Annotated in this window: 16 protein-coding genes; 9 read left to right on the forward strand and 7 right to left on the reverse strand. The window is 65.9% G+C overall.

The genetic code is table 11. The annotated features are described in order from the left end of the window. Positions 1-15 precede the first annotated feature (15 nt). Positions 16-603: a phosphatase PAP2 family protein gene (locus QCE62_RS12055; RefSeq protein WP_309918095.1), complete on the forward strand. Its 588-nt coding sequence runs from the start codon at positions 16-18 to the stop codon at positions 601-603. A gap of 171 nt (positions 604-774) precedes the next feature. Continuing rightward, the gene (locus QCE62_RS12060; protein ID WP_309918097.1) at positions 775-1,704 is read left to right on the forward strand and encodes a LysR family transcriptional regulator; all 930 of its coding nucleotides are present in this window, start codon (positions 775-777) and stop codon (positions 1,702-1,704) included. Between the two features lie 4 nt (positions 1,705-1,708). Here QCE62_RS12060 and QCE62_RS12065 read toward each other — a convergent pair whose 3' ends face one another. The 5 genes from QCE62_RS12065 to QCE62_RS12085 all read right to left on the reverse strand — a co-directional run bounded on the left by QCE62_RS12065 (position 1,709) and on the right by QCE62_RS12085 (position 7,708). Then, on the reverse strand, positions 1,709-2,758 hold the full coding sequence (locus QCE62_RS12065) for an ADP-heptose--LPS heptosyltransferase (protein WP_309918100.1): 1,050 nt from the start codon (positions 2,756-2,758) through the stop codon (positions 1,709-1,711). An 18-nt stretch (positions 2,759-2,776) separates the two neighbouring features. Then, positions 2,777-4,675, reverse strand: coding sequence for a nucleoside-diphosphate sugar epimerase/dehydratase (locus tag QCE62_RS12070; protein ID WP_309918102.1), 1,899 nt, complete (start codon positions 4,673-4,675; stop codon positions 2,777-2,779). A gap of 10 nt (positions 4,676-4,685) precedes the next feature. Then, positions 4,686-5,717: a glycosyltransferase family 4 protein gene (locus QCE62_RS12075; protein ID WP_309918105.1), complete on the reverse strand. Its 1,032-nt coding sequence runs from the start codon at positions 5,715-5,717 to the stop codon at positions 4,686-4,688. A gap of 162 nt (positions 5,718-5,879) precedes the next feature. Then, the gene (locus QCE62_RS12080; RefSeq protein ID WP_309918108.1) at positions 5,880-6,848 is read right to left on the reverse strand and encodes an NAD-dependent epimerase/dehydratase family protein; all 969 of its coding nucleotides are present in this window, start codon (positions 6,846-6,848) and stop codon (positions 5,880-5,882) included. Continuing rightward, complete coding sequence (locus tag QCE62_RS12085; protein ID WP_309918110.1) at positions 6,845-7,708, reverse strand: glycosyltransferase family 2 protein; 864 nt, start codon at positions 7,706-7,708, stop codon at positions 6,845-6,847. The genes QCE62_RS12080 and QCE62_RS12085 overlap by 4 nt, the downstream gene beginning before the upstream one ends. A 275-nt stretch (positions 7,709-7,983) precedes the next feature. Between QCE62_RS12085 and QCE62_RS12090 the strand changes: the two genes are divergently transcribed. The 3 genes from QCE62_RS12090 to QCE62_RS12100 are packed head-to-tail and all read left to right on the forward strand — an operon-like array spanning position 7,984 to position 11,462. Next, complete coding sequence (locus tag QCE62_RS12090; protein ID WP_309918113.1) at positions 7,984-9,405, forward strand: UbiA family prenyltransferase; 1,422 nt, start codon at positions 7,984-7,986, stop codon at positions 9,403-9,405. A gap of 3 nt (positions 9,406-9,408) precedes the next feature. Next, positions 9,409-10,725 carry an FAD-binding oxidoreductase gene (locus QCE62_RS12095; RefSeq protein ID WP_309918116.1) on the forward strand — a complete coding sequence of 439 codons (1,317 nt, stop codon included), beginning with the start codon at positions 9,409-9,411 and terminating at the stop codon, positions 10,723-10,725. Continuing rightward, positions 10,722-11,462: an SDR family oxidoreductase gene (locus QCE62_RS12100; protein ID WP_309918117.1), complete on the forward strand. Its 741-nt coding sequence runs from the start codon at positions 10,722-10,724 to the stop codon at positions 11,460-11,462. The genes QCE62_RS12095 and QCE62_RS12100 overlap by 4 nt, the downstream gene beginning before the upstream one ends. Positions 11,463-11,493: 31 nt before the next feature. On the opposite strand, the gene QCE62_RS12105 is transcribed toward QCE62_RS12100, so the two are convergent. Next, complete coding sequence (locus QCE62_RS12105) at positions 11,494-11,922, reverse strand: GtrA family protein (RefSeq protein WP_309918119.1); 429 nt, start codon at positions 11,920-11,922, stop codon at positions 11,494-11,496. Between the two features lie 47 nt (positions 11,923-11,969). Further along, positions 11,970-13,409: a hypothetical protein gene (locus QCE62_RS12110; RefSeq protein WP_309918123.1), complete on the reverse strand. Its 1,440-nt coding sequence runs from the start codon at positions 13,407-13,409 to the stop codon at positions 11,970-11,972. A 519-nt stretch (positions 13,410-13,928) separates the two neighbouring features. Between QCE62_RS12110 and QCE62_RS12115 the strand changes: the two genes are divergently transcribed. From QCE62_RS12115 to QCE62_RS12130, 4 genes are all read left to right on the forward strand, one after another. Further along, positions 13,929-14,756: an ABC transporter permease gene (locus tag QCE62_RS12115; protein WP_309918125.1), complete on the forward strand. Its 828-nt coding sequence runs from the start codon at positions 13,929-13,931 to the stop codon at positions 14,754-14,756. A 102-nt stretch (positions 14,757-14,858) separates the two neighbouring features. Continuing rightward, positions 14,859-16,280 (forward strand): mannose-1-phosphate guanylyltransferase/mannose-6-phosphate isomerase, encoded by a 1,422-nt coding sequence (locus QCE62_RS12120; protein ID WP_309918128.1) that lies wholly within the window; start codon positions 14,859-14,861, stop codon positions 16,278-16,280. 54 nt (positions 16,281-16,334) lie between these two features. Beyond that, positions 16,335-16,976, forward strand: a complete 642-nt coding sequence (locus QCE62_RS12125) for an acyltransferase (protein ID WP_309809533.1) — start codon at positions 16,335-16,337, stop codon at positions 16,974-16,976. After that, a complete protein-coding gene (locus QCE62_RS12130) occupies positions 16,963-18,213 on the forward strand; it encodes a glycosyltransferase family 4 protein (RefSeq protein WP_309918130.1) in 1,251 nt (416 codons plus the stop codon). Before QCE62_RS12125 ends, QCE62_RS12130 begins: the two co-directional genes overlap by 14 nt. Positions 18,214-18,233 lie beyond the last annotated feature (20 nt).

The following is an 18,233-nucleotide window of genomic DNA, read 5'->3' on the forward strand; positions in this document are numbered from 1 at the left end:
CTGGAACGAATACGCATGGAAACAAGGGTACTCTGGACTCTCTCGAATCTCGGCGACGCGGCGCTCCTGCTACCGCTCGCGCTCGTCTGCGCGCTCTGGCTGCGCTCGGTGGACCTGCGCCTCGCGATCCGCTGGGCCGTGCTGCTCACGCTCGGCATGGGACTCGTCGGGCTCTCCAAGGTGCTGTATGCGGGCTGCGGCGTCGAAATCTCCGCCATCCAGCTGCGCATGATCAGCGGCCATACGATGCTCGCCGCCTCGATCTATACCGTGGCCGGCGGACTGCTGTTCGGCGGCCTGGGCGGCGCGTGGTACCGGCTGGGTGCGCTGGGCGGGCTCGCGCTCGCGGCGGCCATCGGCGCGAGCCGCATCATCCAGGATGCGCACACGCCGGCCGAAGTCGTGGCCGGCTGGCTGCTCGGCGCATTGGTGGCGGGTCTCCTGCTCACGCGCGTCTTCGACCAGCCGCGCAAGATGCCGCGCGCGCTCGCCGCGGGCGTCGGCCTGCTCGCCGTCTCCTCGATCGCCTACGGCCATCACGCGCCGTTCCAGCGGATGATCGAACACTACTCGTGGTGGCTCTGCCAGGGACTCGGACTCTGACGCGCGGCTTGCCCGGTTCACGCGTCACGGCGTCCCGTTCATGTTTGGCGCGCGCCGGTGCGATCTTCAGTATGATCGTCGCTTGAAAAAAAGCAGGCCGCCGGCATGCTGAGTCTTCGCGCGCGACCACGCGACCCCGCGGCCGCGCCGACACGTTTCCGGACCCCGAGCATGGATCGCTTCCTTGCAATGAAAGTCTTCGCGCGGGTCGTCGAGGCGGGCAGTTTCTCCAAAGCCGCCGACGCCCTGCGCCTGCCTCCCGCCAGCGTTTCACGCACGCTCCAGGCGCTCGAAGCGCATCTCGGCGCGCGCCTCATCAACCGCACCACGCGCAGCATCAGCATCACCGAGGACGGCGAAGCCTATTACGAGCGCTGCGTGCGCGTGCTGGGCGAAGTGGACGACATGGAAGCGTCGCTTACGCATTCGAAGACCAACCCCAAAGGGCACATCAAGATCAGCCTGCCGCAGGTGATGGCCAAGAGCACCATCATCCCCGCGCTGCCGGAATTCTTCGCGGCGTATCCGGACATCGGCGTCGAGCTGCTGCTGACCGACCGGCAGGTGGATCTCGTCGAGGAAGCCGTGGATTGCGTCGTGCGCGTGGGCGCGGTCGGCGACGTCGGACTCGTGGCGAAGCGCATCGGCGCCTATACGCAGATCACCTGCGCCGCACCGAAGTACATCGAGGCGCACGGCGAACCGCAGACGCTCGACGATCTCGAACAGCACCTCGCCATCGGCTACGTGCTGAATCACTCGGGACGGGTGCGCAACTGGGAATTCGGCGTCAACGGCGAGACGCGCAGCTTCACCATGAAACACCAGATCGCGGTCAACGACGGCGATTCGTACATCGCCGCCGGCGTCGCGGGACTCGGGCTGATCCAGGCCTCCAGCTATACGCTCGACCCGCTGCTGAAAAGCGGCGCGCTCAAGGAAATCCTGCAGGAGTATCCGTCGTATCCGCGCGTGGTGTCGGTGCTGTATGCGGCCAACCGGCATCAGCCGAGGCGCGTGCGCGTGTTCATCGACTGGGTCGCGGAACTCTACAGCCGCCTGCCCACCTTCCAGGTGCGCAGCGCCGGCAAGCCGGACTGAGTGGTCAGGCGGCGTTCGCGGTTAATGGTTGCACGAGCGGCATGGCGCGCCAGTCGTAGTCGCGGAACGCGCGCTCCAGTTGCAGCAGGTCAGTGGCGCGGGCGCTCGCATGCATGCCGCGCAGACCGGGCACGTCCATCTCGACAGCAACGCAGTTTGCGTAATCGCGCGCCCGCAGGTTGGCGGGAATCGTCGTGAAGAACGCGGTGGTCGGCACGTTGAAACCCGCTGCGACATGCAGTGCCGCCGAATCCGCCGTCACCAGGCAGCGCGCGTGCCCGACCCAAGCAAGGAAGGCCTCGGTATCGACCGACAGCGGCGCGATATCGCGGTAACGCGGGTGATCGACGGGGCCGAAGCCCAGCACGTCGAGCCCGGTTGCATCGGCGAGACGCTCGACGATGCTGGCATGCGCCGACGCGCTGATGCTGCGCACCGGCGTGCTCGCGCCCGGACAGAACAACGCATAGGGCGGGTGCTCGAACGGCGCCAGCGGCAGGTCCGCGAGCCAGCGATTGCACTTGTCGTGCGCGGCGATGCTCGCCGGTTCGAGCCCGAGCGCCCACAGGAAGAAATCGATCATCGGCAGCGTGGCGAACGGCGGCCAGAACAATTGATTGCCGAGATCGATTTTCAGGTCGGCTTCCGGGAGCGTCGCGAACGGCACCGGCAGCGCGGCCAGCTCGCCGAACTGCGGCGCGGCCAGTTCATAGAGCCGCTGCACGTAACGCGGCGCGCGCGACGGTCGGTAGATCGTGAAGCTCAGATGAGGATGGCGGCGCTTGAGTGCGAACAGCGCCGTCAGCCCGATGATCGAATCGCCCAGCGTCACGCCGAACGCGTTGATGAGATGCACGCGCTGTGCGTTCGCATAGTCTGCCTGGAACGGCGCCCGCCCCGCGTGCAGGATGCCGGCGCATGCGCCCAGCGGCCGATGCCCGGCAGCGTCGCCGCCCGCGATTTCGAGGTCGTACGGCGCGACGATCATGCCCTCGCCCGACAACAGCGAGCCCGCGTGGGTCAGCGCCTGTACGTCGTCGAGCGTCGCCTTCATGCGTCGCCTCGCTGTGTCTCAACGCCCCGCGTTGCGCTCGTTCGCCGCCTTCACGACCGGCACGCTCTGCAACACCGGCAGCATCGTGGTCTGATATTCCGGCACCCAGCGGCGCAGGTCGCGGCGCACCTCTTCGTCGGACAGCACGCGATGCTGCATCAGCCACGGCAGCAGCTCGTCGATGAAATCGTCCGGCACGCCCCGCGCCTGCGCAATGCGGAGCTTCGGATGCGGCGTGCGCGTGGTGGTTTCGTCGTCGGCGAGCAGTTCCTCGTAGAGCTTCTCGCCCGGCCGCAAGCCCGTGAACACGATGCGGATCTGCTCTTCCGAATAGCCGTACAGGCGGATCAGGTCGCGCGCGAGATCGACGATCTTCACCGGCTGACCCATGTCGAGAATGAAGATCTCGCCGCCGCGCCCCATGCTGGATGCCTGCAGCACCAGCTGCGCCGCCTCGGGAATGGTCATGAAGAAGCGCGTGATCTCCGGATGCGTGACCGTGACCGGACCGCCCTTCGAAATCTGCTGCTGGAATTTCGGAATCACGCTGCCCGCACTGCCGAGCACGTTGCCGAAGCGCACCGTCTCGAACTGCGTGCGCGGCGCGGATTGCTGCAAGGCCTGGCACGCCATCTCGGCGAGGCGCTTGGAGGCGCCCATCACGTTGGTCGGGTTGACGGCCTTGTCGGTGGAAATCAGCACGAAGTGACGCACGTCATGACGGATCGCCGAACGCGCCACCCGCAGCGTGCCGAGCACGTTGTTGCGCACGGCCTGCCAAGCGTTCTGTTCTTCCATCAGCGGCACATGCTTGTAGGCCGCCGCGTGGAAGACGATGTGCGGCGTGAAGCGCGCCATGGTCTGGTCGAGCAGCAGCGAGTCCTTCGCGTCGCCCACGACCGGAATCACCGAGCAATCCGGAAACTTCTCGTGCAGCTCCTCGATGAGCCGGTACATCGCGTATTCGCTGAGGTCGTAGGCCACCAGTTGCGCGGGCGAAAAGCGCAGGATCTGCCGGCACAGCTCCGAGCCGATCGAGCCGCCCGCGCCCGTCACCATCACGACGCGCCCGTGCAGCAGGCGCTCGACGTGCGGCATGTCGATCTTCACCGGTTCGCGGCCCAGCAGGTCTTCGAGGTCGATCTGCCGCACGCGCGACAGGAAATTGCCCTCGCCCGCCGTCAGCTGGCTCAGCGCCGGCAGCACCATCACCTTGACGCCGGCGCGCACGCACAGCGTGGCGACGCGCCGCTGCTCGTCGACGGAGGCCGACGGGATCGCGATGATCGCGTAATCGGTCTTGTACTGCTCCGCGAACTTCGGCAGGTCGCCGAACTTGCCGAGCACCTTGTGCCCGAGGACTTCGCGGCCCTGCTTGGCCGGATCGTCATCGAGCAGGCCGACGAGACGCCATTCGCTGGAGCGCGCCAGTTCGCGCGCCAGCATCGCGCCGGCCGTGCCCGCGCCGAGCACGATCACGGGCTTGCCCTGTCCGACCAGGCCGCCGTAAAGATAGAACTCCTTGCCCGCGCGATACAGCGCGCGCGCGCCGCCCATGGTGAGGAACAGCAGCAGCGGGGAGACGATGAGCACGGAACGCGGGATGACAGGCAGCGGCTGCCACATCACGGCGCCGATCATCACGAGCAGCGCGCCCACCACGACCGACTTCGAGATGCGCATCAGGTCCGGCAGGCTCGCGAACACCCACATGCCGCGATACAGGCCGAACACGCGGAACACGATGCCGTAGACCGGCAGCACCCAGACGAGCGCGCCGAGCGCGTTCTCGCGGAACGTAGGCGGCACACTGCCGTTGAAGCGAATGACGTAGGCGGCAACCCAGGAACCGGCGACCGCGACCAGATCGAAGAAGAATGCGCCCGCCGATAGCCACGAAGCTTTGATTCGATTCATCAGCAGGACCTCAAAGTTGTTCGGAACGGCGCGTTTCATGCCGCCGCCAACGCGCGTCGACCACCGCGCCCGCGGCCACAACCACGACTGCCCAGCCCGCTACCGCCAGCCACTGCATGGAGAGGGAACAATGCAGCGCCCCATTGGCGAGAATTATGCCCGCCGCCATGAACAGATACCAGACAAGCGCCGTACGCGCGTGTCCGAAACCCATACGCACCATTCGTTGATAGTAATGCTCGCGATGTGCTCGCCAAAATTTTTCGCCGCGCGCGAGCCGCCGCACCAGCGTGACCGAGGCGTCGGCGATGAACGGCGCGAACACCAGCGCCGGGAACCAGATGGGCCACACACCGTGCTGCCAACCCCAGTACCCCAGTGCGCCAGCGAGGAAACCCAGGGAAATAGACCCGGCATCGCCGAGAAAAATCCGGGCCGGATGAAAATTCAGGGTCAGGAAGCCGGCTGCCGCGCCGGCAATGCCGATGCTTGCCAGGCCCAGGCCGAATGCCGGCGCAGGCGCGGGCCCGGCAAGCGCGGCGGCGGCGTAGCCCGCGAAACCGAACAGCGCCATGCCGCCGGCGAGGCCGTCCGAGCCGTCCATGAAGTTGTAGAGATTGACGAGCCAGAGCATCAGGAAGCCGATCACCACGAGCGCCCACCACGGCACCGCCGCCGGATGCGCGACGATCACCGCGATCACGGCGATGAAGTGCGCGGCGAAGCGCACGCGTGCGGGCAGGCCGCGGCGGTCGTCGATCAGCGAGACGGCGGCAAGGAACAGCACGCAGACGGCGATCAGCCACATGGACGGCGCGCAGACCAGCAGCGCGGCGGCAGCCGCCGGCACGATGCCCCAGCCGCCGACGCGCGGCGTGGGCCGCTCGTGCAGCGAGCGTTCGTTGGGGATATCGGTGGCGAGGCGCCAGGCGAGGCCGGTGCGCAGCAGCGTCTGGAGGATCAGCACGCACGCGACGAAGGCCAGCACCGCGACGATGATCGCGGCGATGAACGGCGAGTTGTCAGATAACGAAAGCGGCATGCAGGGTTATTGGATTATCCAGGCGAAGAGCGCCCGCCGAAGGGCGAGTTTCGCTTGGCAAAACCCCAAAGGATACGCGATTGTCCGGCGGCTCCGGTTTTTAAAATCAGACGAATACAGCCGGTCGCGCGCCGCTTCGTTGCTGCGTCTGGCGCGCGCAGGTCAACGTTGCTTCGAGCGATACCACTCGGCTGTCACGGCCAGTCCCTGATCGAGCGTCTGCGGCGCCCGCCAGCCCAGCGTCTCGCGAATCCGGCTGGAATCCACCCGCAAGCTGTTCGTCAGGCGTTCGATCTGCGCGGTCTTGCCTGCCAGCCGCGCCATGCCGCGCAGCCATCCCGGCGGCACCGGGACCAGCCGCGCCGGCCTGCCAAGATGCTCGCCCAGCTTGCGCACGAGTTCCGCGACGCCCGGGTCTTCGCCGTCCGTCACGTGGAACACGCGGCCCGCGGCGGCGGGATGCAGCGCGCATTCGACCGTCGCGCTCGCGAGGTTGTCCACCGACACGAGGCTGCGGCGCGCGTCGATCGCGCCGAGCGGCAGCGGCACGCCGCGCGCGACCGCGTTCATCATCGCGAGAAAATTGGCGCGCACGCCGGGACCGTACACGAGCGGCGGGCGCACCACCACTACTTCCATGCCAGTGCGGCTGCCGAATTCGAGCAGCCGGACCTCGGCTTCCGCCTTCGAGACGCCGTACGCGTCCGGCGGACGGCGCTCGTCGTCCTCGCTGAAGGGACGGCCCGGGTCGTGTTCCCCCAGCGCCTTGATGCTGCTCATCAGCACGAAGCGGGTCGCGCCCGCGCGGCGCGCGGCCTCGGCGGCACCGAGCGCGCCCGCCACGTTGACCGCCCGGTAGGCTTCGAGCACCGCCTCGGCTTGTGAGGCAGCCTCACCCATCACATGCACGCGCGCGGCGAGATGGATCACCGCTTCGCAACCCGCGAAGGCTTCGGGACCGAGCGCGTCGAGTCCTTCGACCACACGCACCTCGACGTCCGGCCCGCACGCCGCGCCGGCGCGCACGAGACCCGTCGCCGCGATGCCGCGTGCGAGCAGCGCCCGGCTCACCGCCCGGCCGACGAACCCGTTCGCGCCGGTCACCGCGATGCGTTGGCCCGGCGCGCTCACAGCCACTTCCAGCCGAAGCGGTTGAAGAAGCGGAACGCCGACGTGACGAACAGCTTCACATGCGTCGAACCCTTGCGTGCCGCGCCGCCGCCGTGATGCAGGATGCGCACCGACGGCACATACACGACGCGCGCGAAGTTTCGCGTACGCAGGCTCAGATCGTAGTCTTCGAAGTAGAGGAAATAACGCGGATCGAAACCGCCGAGCGATTTGAGCACGCCGGTCCGGAACAGCATGAAGCAGCCGCTCACGATGGGCGGATCCCATACGATGTCCCGCTCGCCGATGACATCGCGCATTTCATAACGCGCCAGGCGCCGCGCGAACAACTTGCGCAGCGACGCGGGCAGGAAGCCGCGCGCGAACAAATCGAGGACGGTCGGGTAGCGGCGGCACAGGAACTGCTGCGCACCGTCTTCGCCGCCGATCCACGGCGCGAGCAATCCGGCATCGGGCTCCGCCTGAAGAAAGGCGAGTGCGCGGCGCAGGCCGTCGGCGTTCAGCTCGACATCGGGATTGAGGATCAGATGAAAGCGGCTGCGAGTCCGCTCGATCGCGAGATTGTGGCCACGTCCGTAGCCGACATTGCCATGCCCCCGGATCACGACGGTCTCGAGGCCTTCGTCGGATGGCGCCGGAAGATCGGCGAACTCGCCGGGATTGCCGTTGTCGATCAGGTAAAGCTGCGTATGTCCGGCCACGTCGTGCAGCTGGCCCAGCGCGGCGTCGAGTGTTTCGACCGTGCGTGCGAGCAGCGCCGCATCCGGCCGATAGACCACGATGGAGATGCTGAGCGGGCAATCATCGCCGGTTTGCTCCGGCCTTGAGGTGCTCCGGCCTTGCGGTGGGATCGCGTTCATCGGACAAGGAGAGGTGTCCGCGCCACGAAAGGAATACGGACCGCGTCATGAAGTGGAAACCGCACCGATTGTGCTCAAAGTCACCCTTTTCGGCAACCGCACGAGCCTCCGGAAAAGCCGCGGCCGGGAATATTTGTAAAATTTTGAGCTTGGGTTTGTGCTAAATTCCGCCCACTCGCAGTGACCATGCCCTATCCGAATCGGCCCCTGCTGTTGCTTCGGCTCCGACCGGACCCTCGCAGTGGGCTTACCCTGATCACCTTATCGTGAACTGAATGAGCAAGCCCATCGTCGTCGATCTCGACGGTACGTTGATTCGCTCCGACATTCTCGTCGAGAGCGGATTCGCCTTCCTGAGATCGTTTCCGCAGAAGTTCTTCCAGCCGCTGCAATGGCTCGCGAGCGGCGGCAGGCCCGCGCTCAAGGCGGGGCTCGCGGAGCACGTGTCGATCGACGTGACCACCCTGCCGTACAACCTCCAGGTCATCAACTGGCTGACGGAGATGCGCGCGGCGGGCCGCGAGCTCGTGCTGGCCACGGCAAGCCACGAGTCGTTCGCCAAGCGCATCGCCGAACATCTCGGCCTCTTCGTCCGCGTCTTCGCCAGCGACGAGCGCGTCAATCTTTCGTCGCATCGCAAGCGTGAGCGGCTGGTCGCCGAATACGGCGAGAAGGGCTTCGACTACGTCGGCAATTCGCACGACGACATCGCCGTCTGGCAATCGGCCGACCGTGCCTATGTCGTGAATCCGCATGCGGGCGTGATGCGCGCCGCGAATCGCGGCGCCAACGTCGAGCAGGTGTTCGAAAACCGTCCGCCACAGTTCAAGGTCTGGGCCAAGGCGCTGCGCCTGCACCAGTGGCTCAAGAATCTGCTGATCCTGGTGCCGCTGCTCGCCGGACATCATCTCGCCAACCTGGCTCTGCTCGGGCATGCCGTGCTCGCGTTCGTATCGTTCGGCCTGTGCGCGTCGAGCGTCTATCTGCTGAACGACCTGCTCGATCTCGAGGACGACCGCCATCATCCGGTCAAGCGCAGGCGGCCGCTCGCCGCCGGCACCCTGCCGCTGCTGTGGGGCATGGCCTTGTGTCCGGTGCTGCTCGCCGTGGCCTTCGGCATCGCCGCCGCGTTCCTGCCATGGCGCTTCAGCGCGGTGCTGCTCGGCTATTACGTGCTGACGCTCGCGTATTCGCTCGTGCTCAAGCGGCGCGTGATGATCGATGTGGTCACGCTCGCCGCGCTCTATACGACGCGCATCATCGCCGGGGCGGCCGCGATCAGCGTGCATCTGACTTTCTGGCTGCTCGCCTTCTCGATGTTCTTCTTCCTGAGCCTCGCGTTCGTGAAGCGTTACGCCGAACTGAACGCGATGGTGCAGGCCGGCCGCGAAAAAACCCGCGGACGCGGCTATCTGTCCGACGACCTCTCGATGGTATCGTCGCTCGGCACGGCCTCGGGCTACATCTCGGTGCTGGTGCTCGCCATGTACATCCAGGACGGGGGCACGACGGTGCTGTACCGGCATCCGCAATACATCTGGCTCGCCTGCCCGGTCATGCTCTACTGGATCAGCCGCACCTGGATCATCACGCATCGCGGCGGCATGAACGACGATCCCATCGTGTTCGCCGCGCGCGACCGCATGAGCCTGCTGGTGGTCGCGCTGTGCGGCCTGGCCTTCTGGCTCGCGACCTGACCGATGAGCGAACTGCTTTCCTGGGGCCGCTATCCCCGTCTGCCGCAGACGCCGCACGCCGCTCACTGGCGCGATCAGGCGCAGGCGCAGTGGCGCGGGGTGCAAGAGACGCACGGCACGACGCTCGCCTTCGGCAACGGCCGCAGTTACGGCGATGTCTGCCTCGCCAGTTCCGATCACGTGTTCCAGACGCTCGCGCTCGACCGCATCATTTCGGCCGACTGGACCCGCGGCATCGTGCGCGCCGAGCCCGGCATCACCTTCGAGCAGATCCTCGCCGTCGCGGTGCCGCGCGGCTGGATGCTGCCGGTCACGCCGGGCACGAAATACGTGACGCTGGGCGGCGCCATCGCCAATGACGTGCACGGCAAGAACCATCATGTGCGCGGCACTTTCGGCCGTCACGTGCGCGCGTTCGGCCTCGCGCGCAGCGACGGCACGGTGCTCGAATGCTCGCCGGACACGAACCCCGAGTGGTTCAAGGCAACCATCGGCGGACTCGGGCTCACCGGGCTGATCCTGTGGGCCGAGTTCGCGCTGATGCCGATCCGCACGAGCCTGATCGACGTGACGAGCATCCGTTTCGGCAAGCTCGACGAGTTCTTCGATCTCTCGGAAGAGTACGACGCGAAGCACGAGTACTGCGTCGCCTGGGTGGATTGCGCGAGCCGCGGCGCCTCGCTCGGACGCGGCATCTTCATGGCGGGCGATCACGCGATCCACGGCTCGCTCGATGTCGAGCAACGCCGCAAGCGCAGCGTGCCGTTCACGCCGCCCGTGTCGCTCATCAACGGCCTCACGCTGCGCGCGTTCAACGAGCTGTACTACCGCAAGCAGCGCAAGCCGGTCGAGGTGTCGCGCGTCGGCTACGACGGCTACTTCTATCCGCTCGACAGCCTGCTCGAATGGAACCGCATCTACGGACCTGCGGGCTTCCAGCAATACCAGTGCGTCGTGCCGGCCGCGACCGCGCGCGATGCGGTGCGCGCGATGCTCGACCGTATCTCGTCGAGCGGGACGGGATCGTTCCTCGCGGTGCTCAAGCGCTGCGGCGACATTGCGTCGCCCGGGCTGCTGTCCTTTCCGATGGAAGGCACCTCGCTCGCACTCGACTTCCCGCAGCACGATGCCCGTAACGCGCCGCTGTTCGCCGCGCTCGACACCCTCGTGCGCGAAGCGGGCGGACGCATCTATCCGGCGAAGGACGCGCACATGTCCGCCGCCGATTTCCGCGCCGCTTATCCTCAATGGCAGCAGCTCGAATCGCTTCGCGATCCCGCGATGCTGTCGCACTTCTGGAAACGAATGATCGCCTCATGAAGAACATCGTCATCGTAGGCGCCACGTCCGCCATCGCCATTGCCTGTGCCCGCGAATGGGCCGCGAAAGGCGCGCGCTTCTTCCTCGTGGCGCGCAACCAGGACCGCATGGAGCAGGTCGCCGCCGATCTCACGGCGCGCGGCGCGGCTTCGGCGGCTGTGTACCGGCTCGACCTCGACACGCTCGACGAGCACGCCGCGATGCTCGCCGCCTGCGCCGCGCAGATGGATTCCATCGATATCGTGCTGGTCGCCTCCGGCACCCTGCCCGATCAGGCCGCTTGCCAGAACGACCCGGCGGCGGCCGTGCGCGAATTTCACACCAATGCGCTCTCGCTGATCGCGCTTCTCACGCCGCTCGCCAACCGGCTCGAAGCGCAGCGGCACGGCGTGCTTGCCGTGATCTCGTCGGTGGCGGGCGATCGCGGGCGGCCGTCGAATTATCTGTATGGCAGCGCCAAGGCCGCGCTGCAGGCCTTCCTTGAAGGGCTGCGCGCGCGCCTCTTCAAGGTCGGCGTGCATGTGCTGGACATCAAGCCGGGCTTCGTCGCCACGCCGATGACCGAAGGGCTGCCGCTGCCGGGTCCGCTGGTCGCGACGCCGGAGAAGGTCGCGAAGGACATCGTGCGCGCGGTCGAGCGCAAGAAGGACGTGCTTTATACGCCGTGGTTCTGGTGGGGCATCATGCTCATCATCCGCAACGTGCCGCGCTTCCTCTTCAAGCGCGCGTCGCTCTGACGCGTCGCCACGGCGCCGGCGGGACGAGCGATCAGTCGCGGGCGGCCAGCGCGGGCTGCTCGCCACCGAAGCTGCGGAACACGTAGCGCTTGTCGAGCCGGTACTTGATCACATAGCCGATCGCCAGGCCGATGCACGCGCCCACGTAGCGCATGGTGGCCGTCCCGAAGACATGCTCGAACGCGAATTCGACGCCCCAGAAGATCGCGGTGGTGACGAGGCCCATCGTCACGTAGAGCGTGAACATGGTGGCGTCGTGACGGGCGTTCTCCGCCTTGAAGCGGAAGATCCATTTCTTGTCGAGCACGTATTTCACGACCAGCCCGACGCCCGTGCCCACGAGCACGGACAGCACGATATGCCACGGACCGCCGTAGATGCGCGTCGAGAGATCCTGCGCGCCGATGTTGGCGAGCGTCGCGATGGCGGCGAAGAACGAATAGAGCAACACGAGCTGCATGGAAATTCCGGATCCGGTTGATGGAGCGACGGGGATAAGGCGCTGAATCAGGCGTGTTCCTGCGCGTCCGCCGGCTCGGCGCCGCGTCCGCGCAGCAGCAATGCCAGCACGCCCGGCACGAAGAATACCGCGGACAGCGACAGCGCATAGCTCGCGCCGATCAGATGGCGGGTATTGTCCGCGAGACCATCGCCGAAGGACGTGGCATAGCCCACGAAGCCGAACAGCCCCAGGAAGGACGCGATCTTCAGCAGCACGAGCCGGCCTGCCCGCGCGCTGCCGCGGTATTGCGCGATGAGCACGAGCGCCACGACGAGCGACGCGAGCATCGCATAGTTGAGCCGCTCCCGATACAGGTCGCGCCACCACGAGAACACGGGCAGGTTGAAGAAATTGTCGCCGTGCTCGAGCTTCGTGCCGAGATAGCCGATGCGAATCTCGTTGCCTGTGTCGAACACGGCCTGCGCGATGCGCGGCACGATCACCGGCTTGACGAGGGCGAGGCGCACCACATCGGCATAGCGGGCGTGCGCGCGTTCCATGCAGGACGGCCCGTCGGGTGCATAGGCGATCACGTTGACGCATTCGCGCAGGACGGGCTTGTCGCCGATGCGCTCGATGCCTGCGATTTCCCGCGGCGACAGCACGCTCAACGCGCCCGCATAGACCGCATGGTACTGGTTGATGCTCTTGAACGCGCCCGAGAACACCGGCAGCAAGGTCGCGGCGACGCAGACCGTCAGCACGGCCGCCGTCTTGAGCCGCGCGCGCCGTGCGTCGAACAACGGCATCACGAAGGGCGCGACAATCAGCGGCAGCGGGAAGAAGGCCGTCTTGGCCGCGCCGACGAACGTGGCGAGCAGCAGCGCGCACCAGCGCGGGGCGCGCGCCGGCTGCGCATCCCGTTCGCTGCGGTAGATGCACAGTGCGATCACCGGCAGGAACACGATGACCAGCTGATCCTCGAAGAAGGTATTGAAATACGCTGAGAAATCCGCCGACAGCGCGAGTACCGCGGCAATCAGCATGAATATCCAGGTGGTCAGCAGATGCTCGGCGCGGCGCAGGCGCATGAACAGCGCAATGAACGCGCAGAAGTAGATGGCGCGCGAGATCAGCGAGCCGATGATCAGCGAATACCGGCCCGACCCGCAGTCGATCAGCCTGACGAACAGCGACTGCACGAACACATAGGCCTTGTAGGACGACAGCGTCAACAGCGCGGGCCGCTGCAACCAGCTCTGCGCGAACACCCATTTGTCGTGCCACGAAGAGAGGAATAGCCGATGTGCTTCATCGCTGCCTGGCGGCGGAAACAGCGAACTGAATCCGGCCGGCCTGTCGATGAAGAACGTGATGCTGCGGTTGAAGTCCATGTTGTCGGCGAGGCCGCTCAACAAATGGAGTGATCCTAATGTGACCAGCAGCACCGCGAAGGCGCGGAATAGCGTTCGGGATGCGAAGAAGCCCTTGATGTACGCTGGCATGAACCTCTGGGGACGTATCGATGAGCGGCGCGCGCGTGCTTGCAACTGCGGCCTGAAGGAAGAGAATGCCTGGTCGACGATACCGGCGAAGGCAGTTACACGACAGCGACCAAGTGTAACGGACGTTTCAAATCAAAAGATGACTTGCCCGCAGGTTGTCCGGCGGGGGAACATTTCGGATTCTTTCTATTTACGCCGTGGTGCGTGCGTCACTGGCGCGCCCTGATGCCCGTCTTTGGACCAGCCCGCGGGCCGCGGCACGGAACGGGCATGCAGTATAATTTGCCGCCCCTGCGTCCCACTGCAAAGGCAGGCGGCGACGCCCCAGCCGTATGAAGAAATACGATAACGTCGTGCTGTTTTTACCGGCTGAAGGCGTGATCGCACTAGAAAACGGTTAATTTTGCATCCTGCGACGGGCGGACCACCCATATCACCGTCGCGCGCTACGAGCAGGGGTGATGTGCTGCGCGCTTGATGAAACGCGCCCGGCCATTGCAACAGCATTCGCAAAACTTGATGAATCCACATTCGAAGCATCCCGCGTCATTCGCCGCGATTCTGAAGACCGTATGGCGCAACCGCGGATTGATCGTCCAGATGACGCAGCGTGAAGTGATCGGCCGCTATCGCGGTTCGGCGATGGGGCTCGCCTGGTCGTTCTTCAATCCGGTGCTGATGCTGGTGGTCTACACGTTCTTCTTCTCGGTGGTGTTCAAGGCGCGCTGGGGCACGCTCGACGACAACAAGGGCGCGTTCGCCGTCGTCCTGTTCGTCGGCCTGATCCTGCACAGCCTGCTCGCCGAATGCATCAACCGCGCGCCCACGCTGATCCTCGCCAACGTCAACTACGTGAAGAAAGTGATCTTCCCGCTGGAGATCCTGCCGATCGTCGCGCTCGGCTCGGCGCTGTTTCACAGCGCCATCAGCCTGCTGGTGCTGCTCATCGCGGAAGTGATCCTGCTGCATGCGCTGCCGTGGACCGCGCTGCTCTTCCCGCTGATCCTCGCGCCGCTGCTGATCGGCGCGATGGGCTTCGCGTGGTTCCTGTCGGCGTTCGGCGTGTACGTGCGCGACATCGCGCAGATCACGGGCATCCTCACCTCGGTGCTGATGTTCCTCTCGCCGGTGTTCTATCCCGTGTCGAACCTGCCGCCGCAGTACCAGACCTGGATCCGGCTGAATCCGCTGACCTTCATCATCGAGGAAGGCCGCAATACGCTCATTTTCGGCAAGCAGCCCGACTGGACCAGTTGGCTCGTCTGCATGGCCGGCTCGATCCTCGTCTGCTGGTTCGGCTTCTGGTGGTTCCAGCGCGCCCGCCGAGGCTTCGCCGATGTACTGTAAGCTTGACGGCGGACCTGTTCCGGCTGTCGGCACTTGAGAGATCGCGCGCGCGGCAGGGTCCGCGCGCAGGAATTGTCGAAGTTATCCGGAGGCTAGCAACACATGTCGGCTCAACTCGTCCCCACCATTCTTTGCGGCGGCGCCGGATCTCGCCTGTGGCCGGTCTCGCGCGAATCGCATCCGAAGCCGTTCATCCGGCTGGAAGACGGCGAAAGCCTGCTGCAGAAAGCGTTCAAGCGCGGCGCCGAGCTTCCGGGCGTCGCCCAGGTCCTGACGGTCACCAACCGTGACCTGTTCTTCAAGACCAACGACGAGTATCGCGAAGTGAATCCGGCGGCCCTGCCCGCCTCGTTCATCCTTGAACCGTTCGGCCGCAACACGGCAGTCGCCGTGGCGGCCGCGGCGCTGCACGTCGCCGCCACGCTCGGCGAAGACGCGCTGCTGCTCGTGCTGCCGGCAGACCATCTGGTGCGCAACCACGCCGCGTTCGCGCAAGCGGTGACGCAGGCCGTGCAGCTCGCGCAGGCGGGCGCGCTCGTCACCTTCGGCATTGCGCCGACCTTTCCCGAAACCGCCTACGGCTATATCGAGGCGGACGGCACGAAGGTACGGCGCTTCGTCGAGAAGCCGGATGCCGAGACCGCGCAAGCCTACGTCGACTCGGGCAACTTCCTGTGGAATGCCGGCATGTTCTGCCTGCGCGCCGGCACGGTGCTCGCCGAGATGGCGCAGCACTGCCCCGACGTGCTCGACGCCACCCGCACCTGCCTGGACGCCGCCCGCCGCGCCGCCGGTGCGGACGGCGCGCAGATCGAACTCGATGCCGACACGCTCGCGCGCGCCCCGGACATCTCGATCGACTATGCGCTGATGGAGCGTTCCTCGAACGTCGCGGTCGTGCGCTGCGATATCGGCTGGAGCGACATCGGCTCGTGGAACGCAATGGGCGAACTCTCGCCCGCCGACGAACGCGGCAATCGCGTGGAAGGCGAAGCGCTGCTGCACGACGTCTCGAACTGCTATGTGCGCAGCGAGAGCCGTCTGGTGGGCGCGGTGGGGGTGGAAGATTTGCTGATCGTCGATACCTCGGACGCCCTGCTGGTGGCCAACCGCCACCGCGCGCAGGACGTGCGGCACGTGTATGCCGCGCTCAAGGCGAGCGGCCACGAAGCCTACAAGGTGCATCGCAGCGTCCACCGGCCGTGGGGCATCTATACGGTGCTCGAGGAAGGCTCGCGCTTCAAGATCAAGCGCATCGAAGTGAAGCCCGGCGCGAGCCTCAGCCTGCAACTGCATCATCATCGCAGCGAGCACTGGATCGTCGTGAGCGGCATGGCGCTCGTGGTCAACGGCGAGAACGAGTTCTACGTGCGCACCAACGAATCGACCTACATTCCCGCGGGACACAAGCACCGGCTGACGAATCCGGGCGTCGTGGATCTCGTGATGATCGAGGTGCAGAGCGGCGAATATCTGGGCGAAGACGATATCGTCCGCTTCGACGACAACTACGGACGCAGCTGACGCGGCCCGCGTCCTGCGCATCGTCCAAGGCAGCCACTCACTCCATCACGACCCATGAGCCAAGCCAGCGCGCGCCCGAGCCTGAAACATCGCATCAAGGCGAGGCTCCTGCGCTCCTCGACCTATTACTTCCTCGCGGCGCTGAAATACTACGTCGGCAACAACGTGATTGCGCGCGTGCCGTTCGAGCGCCTGCGCAACGCGTACTACCGGCGCGTGCTGGGCATCCGTATCGGCCAGCGCACGCACGTCAGCATGCGGCAGTTCTTCACGGGCTATCACTCGCGCTGCAACGTGACGATCGGGAACAACTGCGTGCTCAACCGCGAGATCTATCTCGACGGCCGCACTGGCGTGACCATCGGCAACAACGTCAACATCTCGTTCCAGTGCTGCATTCTCTCGCTGCATCACGACCACAATCATCCGGGCTTTGCGTCCATCGGCGGCGTGGTCGAGATTCACGATCACGCGTGGCTCGGCGCCCGTGCCACCCTGCTGCCGGGCGTGACCATCGGCGAAGGCGCGGTGGTCGCGGCCGGTGCGGTCGTGACGAAGGACGTCGCGCCGTACACGGTGGTCGGCGGCGTGCCCGCAAAACAGATTGGCGAGCGCAATCGCGAGATCGCCTACCTGACCGATTTTTCACCTTTCTTTGACACCGACGTTTTCGACGAATCTCATGGCCACGCGTAAAAAGAACGTTCTCGTCTTCACCCTGGCGCCGCCGCTGCCGGCCAACGCCGGTGGCGCGATCTATACGATGAACACGCTCGCGCCGCTCGTCGACGACTACGACTTCCATCTGTTCACCATCGGCGGCGAGGAAGAGCAGAAGAAAGTGGCGCAGCATCGCGAGCTGTACGAGCGGCACTTCAAGTCGGTGCACGTCGAGCCGCGCGCGCCGATGCCGTCCGACAAGACCACCGCCGGCCGCGCGCTGCACTCGCTGGTGCATTCGCTGCACGGCCTGCCGTTCATGGACGCGAGCTACTTCAGCCGCGCCGCCGTGCGCAATGCGCGCCACATCATTCGCGAGCAGCACATCGACATGCTCGAAGTGCACACCACGCACCTCGCGTTCTTCCGCAAGTTCGCGCGCGAGTTGCCGGCCGTGCTGGTGAGCCACAACATCGAGTCGGACCTGTTCCCGTTCTGGATTCCGGGCGGACTCGGCGGCTGGCAGAAGCTCGCGGTGTCGAAAGTGGCGGAGATCAGCCGCCGCAACGCGCGGAAGGTCGAGATCGACAACGCCTGGAATTTCGACGCGATGACCTTCATCTCGCGCGAGGACATGGAGCGCGTGACCGCGCCGGTCGAGAAGCACTACATTCCGCTGTGCTTCCCGGTGAAGCCGTCCGACTACGACAAGAAGCCGAAGGATGCCGTGAACCTGCTGTGGATGGGCGGCTTCTGGTGGTATCCGAACGCGGAAGGCGTGTCGTGGTTCGTGCGCGAGATCCTGCCGCTCGTGAAGGACCGCCTCGCCGAAAACAACATCCGGCTGCAATTCCTCGGCGCGAATCCGCCCGACGACCTGAAGGCGCTGCACGACGGCAAGCACATCTTCGTGCATGGCTTCGTGCCGTCCATCGAGCCGATTCTTGACGAAGCGCATCTGCTGTTCGTGCCGCTCCTGTCGGGCAGCGGCGTGCGCGTGAAGATTCTGGAGTCGATGAGCAACGGCATTCCCATTCTCAGCACCTCCAAGGGCTGCGAAGGGCTCGGCGCGGTGGACGGCCGCGATCTCGTCATCGCCGACACCGCCGCCGATTTTGCCGACGCCATGATCCGCCTCGCGCAGGATCCGGCGCAACGCGCCGCCATGGCCCGCAACGCTCAGGAGCTGCTGCGCACGCGCTACGACCTCGACGCCTGCGTCGACATCAAACGCCGCCTTTACAACAAGCTGCTGGGCATCAACGCCGCATAGCACGCGCCGGCCGGCCGCAC

This window comes from Caballeronia sp. LZ033, assembly GCF_031451265.1.
GTDB lineage: Bacteria > Pseudomonadota > Gammaproteobacteria > Burkholderiales > Burkholderiaceae > Caballeronia.

Bases quoted from the DNA above. Each gene is read 5' to 3' on its own strand.
- QCE62_RS12130 (WP_309918130.1), top strand. From the start codon at position 16,963: ATGGCCACGCGTAAAAAGAACGTTCTCGTCTTCACCCTGGCGCCGCCG.
- QCE62_RS12060 (WP_309918097.1), top strand. From the start codon at position 775: ATGGATCGCTTCCTTGCAATGAAAGTCTTCGCGCGGGTCGTCGAGGCG.
- QCE62_RS12075 (WP_309918105.1), bottom strand. From the start codon at position 5,717: ATGCCGCTTTCGTTATCTGACAACTCGCCGTTCATCGCCGCGATCATC.
- QCE62_RS12095 (WP_309918116.1), top strand. From the start codon at position 9,409: ATGAGCGAACTGCTTTCCTGGGGCCGCTATCCCCGTCTGCCGCAGACG.
- QCE62_RS12090 (WP_309918113.1), top strand. From the start codon at position 7,984: ATGAGCAAGCCCATCGTCGTCGATCTCGACGGTACGTTGATTCGCTCC.
- QCE62_RS12110 (WP_309918123.1), bottom strand. From the start codon at position 13,409: ATGCCAGCGTACATCAAGGGCTTCTTCGCATCCCGAACGCTATTCCGC.
- QCE62_RS12100 (WP_309918117.1), top strand. From the start codon at position 10,722: ATGAAGAACATCGTCATCGTAGGCGCCACGTCCGCCATCGCCATTGCC.
- QCE62_RS12105 (WP_309918119.1), bottom strand. From the start codon at position 11,922: ATGCAGCTCGTGTTGCTCTATTCGTTCTTCGCCGCCATCGCGACGCTC.
- QCE62_RS12125 (WP_309809533.1), top strand. From the start codon at position 16,335: ATGAGCCAAGCCAGCGCGCGCCCGAGCCTGAAACATCGCATCAAGGCG.
- QCE62_RS12070 (WP_309918102.1), bottom strand. From the start codon at position 4,675: ATGAATCGAATCAAAGCTTCGTGGCTATCGGCGGGCGCATTCTTCTTC.
- QCE62_RS12085 (WP_309918110.1), bottom strand. From the start codon at position 7,708: ATGAACGCGATCCCACCGCAAGGCCGGAGCACCTCAAGGCCGGAGCAA.
- QCE62_RS12055 (WP_309918095.1), top strand. From the start codon at position 16: ATGGAAACAAGGGTACTCTGGACTCTCTCGAATCTCGGCGACGCGGCG.
- QCE62_RS12065 (WP_309918100.1), bottom strand. From the start codon at position 2,758: ATGAAGGCGACGCTCGACGACGTACAGGCGCTGACCCACGCGGGCTCG.
- QCE62_RS12115 (WP_309918125.1), top strand. From the start codon at position 13,929: ATGAATCCACATTCGAAGCATCCCGCGTCATTCGCCGCGATTCTGAAG.
- QCE62_RS12120 (WP_309918128.1), top strand. From the start codon at position 14,859: ATGTCGGCTCAACTCGTCCCCACCATTCTTTGCGGCGGCGCCGGATCT.